The sequence below is a fragment of the Wolbachia endosymbiont of Nasonia oneida genome, assembly GCF_009012935.1.
GTDB lineage: Bacteria > Pseudomonadota > Alphaproteobacteria > Rickettsiales > Anaplasmataceae > Wolbachia > Wolbachia pipientis.
Window position 1 is genome coordinate 26,550 of sequence record NZ_QESS01000007.1, and the last position, 6,000, is coordinate 32,549.

The 6,000-nt window shown below is 34.1% G+C and carries 3 protein-coding genes and 2 pseudogenes; 3 read left to right on the forward strand and 2 right to left on the reverse strand.

The window, feature by feature from the left end; translation table 11 throughout:
- Positions 1-20: 20 nt before the first annotated feature.
- The gene (locus DEF52_RS04130; protein WP_151807944.1) at positions 21-1,619 is read right to left on the reverse strand and encodes a hypothetical protein; all 1,599 of its coding nucleotides are present in this window, start codon (positions 1,617-1,619) and stop codon (positions 21-23) included.
- A gap of 699 nt (positions 1,620-2,318) precedes the next feature.
- Here DEF52_RS04130 and DEF52_RS07045 point away from each other — a divergent pair.
- Positions 2,319-3,240: pseudogene (locus DEF52_RS07045) on the forward strand (IS110 family RNA-guided transposase).
- A 75-nt stretch (positions 3,241-3,315) separates the two neighbouring features.
- Positions 3,316-4,689, forward strand: a complete 1,374-nt coding sequence (gene lpdA, locus DEF52_RS04140; protein ID WP_151807945.1) for a dihydrolipoyl dehydrogenase — start codon at positions 3,316-3,318, stop codon at positions 4,687-4,689.
- A gap of 5 nt (positions 4,690-4,694) precedes the next feature.
- Here the strand turns inward: lpdA and DEF52_RS04145 are convergent, their stop codons facing one another.
- Positions 4,695-5,087: a hypothetical protein gene (locus DEF52_RS04145; RefSeq protein ID WP_151807946.1), complete on the reverse strand. Its 393-nt coding sequence runs from the start codon at positions 5,085-5,087 to the stop codon at positions 4,695-4,697.
- A 69-nt stretch (positions 5,088-5,156) separates the two neighbouring features.
- On the opposite strand from DEF52_RS04145, the pseudogene DEF52_RS04150 reads away from it, so the two are divergent.
- A pseudogene (locus DEF52_RS04150) lies at positions 5,157-5,963 on the forward strand (UDP-N-acetylglucosamine--N-acetylmuramyl-(pentapeptide) pyrophosphoryl-undecaprenol N-acetylglucosamine transferase); the annotation flags it as partial.
- Between the last annotated feature and the right edge of the window lie 37 nt (positions 5,964-6,000).

Below are 6,000 nucleotides of genomic sequence, written 5' to 3' on the forward strand. Positions count from 1 at the left end.
GATACTGTAAATTAGCTATATTACATTAGCCCATCAGATGAGTTGTAATGATTATAATTGTCTGATAAGTGATCTCTAACATCGTGACCTAACTCATTGGCATCAGGCTTAACTTCGTGATCTAACTCATTAGCATCGAGCTTAAACAAAGAAGGATTATCATCAGATTGTTGATTAGACTCTTTCTCTTTCGACCCAAATAACCATGAAAAGAGTGATGAGATAGAATCAATAATGGATTTAATTGTTGAAAAAATATTGGATAAGAAATTACTGGGTTGCTGAGTATCCTCTTCGGCTGATTCTGGTTCAGGCTCTTTTCCTGCTGTGTCATCCACATCTTCTTCAGGTTTACTTCTGCTTATAAGTGTCTTATCTAACCATTTGAATATATTCTTGTCTAGATTATGAAAATACATTTGACTTATCTCCTTATTTTCATCAACGTAAATCACTAAAGTTGTATTCTCATTCCCCAATCCATCACATTCACTAACGAGCGATTCATGAGAGTTCTTAATGTCTTTGATAAATTGAAGTTTTTCTTCTTCTGCTGAAAGATAATCTCTGTGTTCTGCTCTATAAGTGGTGCCTTTGTATTTAAAACTAAACATTGATTCACGATCTTCATATTCATCTAGTCCAGAATTCTTGACACGTTGTATAATTTGAAATTTCTCTGCTTCTGAAAGGTCCTTGAGGTATATACTACCAGTTGTATCTTTATATTTAAATTTAAACATCCATCCATGGTCTTCATATTCATCTAGTCCAGAACTCTTGACACGTTGTATAATTTGAAATTTCTCTTCTTCTGAAAGGTTTAGGCGGTATACACTACCAGTTGTACCTATGTATTTAAAAATAAAACTCCATCCATCGTATTTATATTCATCTACACCCATCTGCTTGCAAATAGCTTTATAATTTTTTTCTTCTACTTCTCGTCCAACAACATTTGCTATGAGTTCAGTATCCAGAATACTCAAAGTTTGGACTGTTGCCGATGGTGAAAAACACAATTGAAATATGTGGCCTAGCTCATGACCTAGAACAAAATCCATGGCACTTTGCTTATATGTCAGAATATTCTGACAATCTGTTACTCCTCGTGTAATATATCCTGGACTACCATCTTCATCTATGCCGAGAAGATTGTTATACTTTGTATAATCGCTTCTATTATTGAAAATGTAAACCGTTATATTTTTACTTATGCTACTATCTTTGAAGCAAAACTTTTCTTTAAATGCCTCATAGGCAGTTTTAATGTCTGTTTCTATTTGGTTTTGTTCCTGCTCAGATAAGTTGTCGTATTTTATAGTACAATTTATATACCCGTATTTAACGGTAAAGCTGTTAGACAAAACATCATGTATATTTGTGGAAAAATAATTGAACTGCTTTGACTCGGCTTCCTTATACAATTGATGCCCATATTTATCACTAGAATACTTTGGTAGTTTAGGTACTTTGGCAATTAAGTTTTTGTTACTATCAAAAAAAGAAATATCAGAATTACCAATCCTAAAATCCTTTATAGATTGCCCGCAAGTGCCATCATTTGCACAATCATGATTATCTTTCTTATTAAACCATGCGTTGGTGTATTTTTCCATTTTGATACCTCACTACCAAACCTTACTATATTATTATCTTGGTAAAAATCATAATAATTCGTTAACTTGTATTTTAAATCTGTATCAAATGTGCTTTTCTCGTAAGGTATCAATTGTGAAGTAATTAACTTTATTTGTTTAAAATTTTGCTAAAATAGCTCTTTTTATACTATGTTTTATATAGCTAAACTGACTTAGATTTACTGACAATTTGAAAAACAAAAATTCGTCATTCCGCTACTATAGTATTTTCTAAAACGAATGATAAACGTCTAAAATGGTATTACCAACTAAAAGGTGTAAGTTTGTACATTGATGCATTAGAGGTCTGAGGCGACTTTTGATGGTGTGCCAACAATGCTCTATCGGATTTAGATCTTACTTTACCCACAAATATAAATGTTTGTTGCATAGCTCTTAATGGCATAACTTTTGCTTGAAATAACTGTTTATATGGTGCAATTTACAGCTTTTAGTTGCTAAAATTATAACTCTTAGTTTAATAATTTTAGTCTAATAAGCTTTCAGGTTAATAAAATTAAATTATTTGAGTAAATACAATATTATGTTTTTATTTGTGGGTAATAGTAAGGCTTAAAGCAAAATGTAGTACGAACGGTAGGTGGATCTAAAAGATCGAATTACAATCCTGTATACAGCATTTTGCATTATTGTTTGATTATATTTATAGGTACAAAAATGGCTAGAATAATTTTCATGGGAGTAGATGTTTCCAAGGAAGCATTGGACATCTCAATTAATGGCAAGCATAAGCGCATAGCAAACGTGAGTGATGCTATATCTAAGTTTATAGAAACAAATATAGTCGATTTACCCATCAAGTTATATGTAAACTGGTGGCTATGAAAAGCTCATTATAAAATTGTTGCAAGATAACTGTCCATAAAGCTCACCCGAATCGGGTATATGCATTTGCCAAAGCTTGCAATCATTTTGCAAAAACTGACAAGTTAGATGCTAAATTACTGGAAAAATACGCTGAATTTGTCAGTAAAGACGGTGAAGTAAAAGGATGTATAATTTCACAAAAGCAAGAGGAATTAAAGGAGCTGGGGGCAGTTGAGCGTAATTTAAATGATGCAATTCATGCAAACAAGTGTCGCCTGCAAAGTGCGACGGGAAAAGCTAGAGAATACATAGAAAGACAGATAGGGTTTGCTGAAAAACAATTGAAAGAAATTAGGCAAGACATAGAAGACACAATAGATTCTGACCCTGAATTGAAAGGAAAAAATGAGCTTTTAATCAGCTATAAAGGTATTGGTCAAAGACGGCGAGCGTTCTACTGACAGAGGTGCCTGAGCTTGGTAGATTAGAGAATAGAGAAATTGCATGCTTAGTTGGAGTTGCACCTAAAACTAGTGAAAGTGGAAGAAAAGTTGGCAAAGCTCAAATCAAAGGAGGCAGGTTTTATGCAAGGAAAGCACTATACATGTCAGCTCTTGTTGCTATGCGCCACAACAGAAAAATGAAAGCGTTTTATCAGCGTTTGGTTGATTCTGGCAAAGCTGCTAAGGTTGCATTAGTTGCTGTCATGAGAAAAATTATCGTTTGTTTAAATGCCATGATAAAAAATAACAACTTTTATCTTGACTCTTAAGACGGTAGATGACAGACCATTGATTGTATGGGTTCCATCTGTTATATATAATCTTTTTGAATACGAAGAAAACTGATGAATGAGTATGATATTACGGTTATAGGTAGCGGTCCTGGTGGTTATATAGCGGCAATTAGGGCGGCACAGCTTGGGTTTAAAACTGCAATTGTGGAAAAAGAAAAAAATTTAGGCGGTATATGCTTAAATTGGGGATGTATACCAACAAAATCACTGCTTAGAGCATCTGAGGTTTATAGGCTAATAAAAAGATCAAAAGAGTTTGGTATAGAAGTAAAGGGAGCGAATTTTGATATACAATCAATAGTGAAATACTCAAGAAACGTTGTTGATAAATTGTCAAGCGGTGTTGCATATTTGATGAAAAAAAATAATATCAAAGTTCATCAAGGTTTTGGTAAACTTGCAGGCAATGGTACTATAAAAGTCGTTAGCGATAAGGAAGAACAAGAAATTGTTTCCAAGCATATCATTTTAGCAACAGGCGTGAGGGCACGGAATCTGCCTGGAATAGAGGCAGATGGAGATTTAATATGGAATGCGCAGCACGCTATGACTCCAGAGAGATTACCAAAATCGCTACTAATTATAGGGTCTGGTGCAATTGGAATAGAATTTGCAAGTTTTTATAGTACTTTGGGTGTTGATGTAACAATCATAGAGATAAAGAGCACTATTTTGCCGCTGGAGGATAAGGACATTTCAGATTTAGCACAAGAAATATTCACAAAACAGGGGATAGAAATATATACAAGCAGTAGCGTAAAAGCTCTTACTAAAAGTAAAGACTCTGCTCAAGTGCTACTAAGTAGTGGTGAGAGCAAAGAATTTGAGAGGGTGATTGTTGCGGTTGGAATTCAAGCAAATATTGAAAATATAGGTTTAGAAAATACAAAAATTAAATTAAGCCCTTCTGGCTTTATTGAAACGAATGAATGGTATGAAACTAGTGAATCAAATGTGTATGCAATAGGTGATGTAGCTGGCCCACCATGTTTAGCACATAAAGCGAGCCATGAAGCCGTGATCTGCATTGAAAAGATTGCTGGTAAAAATGCTCATGCGTTAAAAAAAGAATGCATACCAAATTGCACTTATTCTCATCCACAAATAGCGAGCATCGGCCTTACTGAGGAACAGGCAATAAAAGGTGGGTATGATATAAAAATAGGAAAATTTCACTCTAACTTTAATGGTAAGTCTGTTGCACTCAGTGAAACTGAAGGGTTAGTGAAAACGATTATAGATAAAAAAACCGGAGAAATTCTGGGTAGCCATATGATAGGTGCAGAAGTAACGGAGTTAATTAGCAATTTTGCTCTTGCAAAGCAACTAGAAGGAACAGACTTCGACATAAAATCTACGATTTTTCCTCATCCAACCATTTCAGAGATGATACATGAATCAGTGCTTGCTGCAGATGTTAAATAGTTGAACTAACGTTCCATCGTTTTAGAGTTGTAAATGTCTTGAGTAGTAGTTTGATTAGGCACTTTAGTTTCAATAGATTGATTACCACCAGCATCAGAATTCTGTAACTCTTCTTTCAATCCCTTAGCTGCTTCTTTAACTTCAAGCTTTGCCTTTGGATGAAGATCTTCTGGGCCTTTTCCTTTAGTATCCAAACCTTGTTGTAGATTAGTGCTTTTCATTTTATTATGCTGCTCGTGCTCAGGTAGGTCAACGACCGAATTGAAAAGAATTTTTATTATATTTTTTAGCAGTTCTAAAAAACCTCCGCTTCTGCCTTCTCTTTGTTCTTGAGGTTTATTTTTCTCATTAGGTTCTTTTTTACTATTACTTTTAGGCATTTTTAACTCAACTATCATAACGCTTAATAAAATTCTACGTGCAAATTGTTAAATAACAGTTAACAATCTAGGATTTATTATTTACAGATGGATATTATTTTAGCAACAGGTGGCACAGGTGGGCATATCTTTCCGGCCATAGCTTTAGCAAAAGCACTAAAGACACAAGGATACAATTGCATATTATTCACTGATAAAAAAACAAATAAAAATACCGACATAGAAAGCTACACCTTACCATTACGTAGACCAAGCAGCAACAAATTTAAGTTTTTCCTTTTCTTGATATACAGCTCTATGTTAGCACTGTATCAAGTAAGAAAATTAAAACCAAAATCGGTCATTGGTTTTGGTAGCTATGCTTCTTTTCCAACTCTTCTTGCAGCAAGAGTTCTTTCTATACCTATAATTTTACATGAACAAAACACAGTTTTAGGGAGAGTAAATAGATTCTTTTTCAAGAGTGCAAAATTAATTGCAACCAGCTTTCCGGAGACTAAATATGCAGAGGGCAATAAATGTATTTTTACAGGAAATTTTGTTGATATAAAAGCACAGAGCCATTCTAGCACTGAGAAAATCCTAAATATATTGGTCATAGCAGGCAGCCAAGGTGCAAATTTTTTTGATGATGTAGTAAGCAGCGTAATTTGTGATTTACCTATTAAAATGAAAAAGAAAATTAGAGTGACGCAGCAATGTACGAAGAAAAATGTAAACAAGGTCAAAAGTCTATACAAAAGTGAAAAGATCGATTGTGAATTGAGTGAATTTTTTGATGATATGGAGAATAGACTGGCCAATGCTCACTTGGTAATTAGCAGAGCAGGAGCAACTTCAATAGCAGAGATCACTCTTGCTAGGCGTTCTGCTATATATATTCCTCACTGCCATTAAGTTAAGGAAAAAGTGTTAGAATGTATTATAAAAT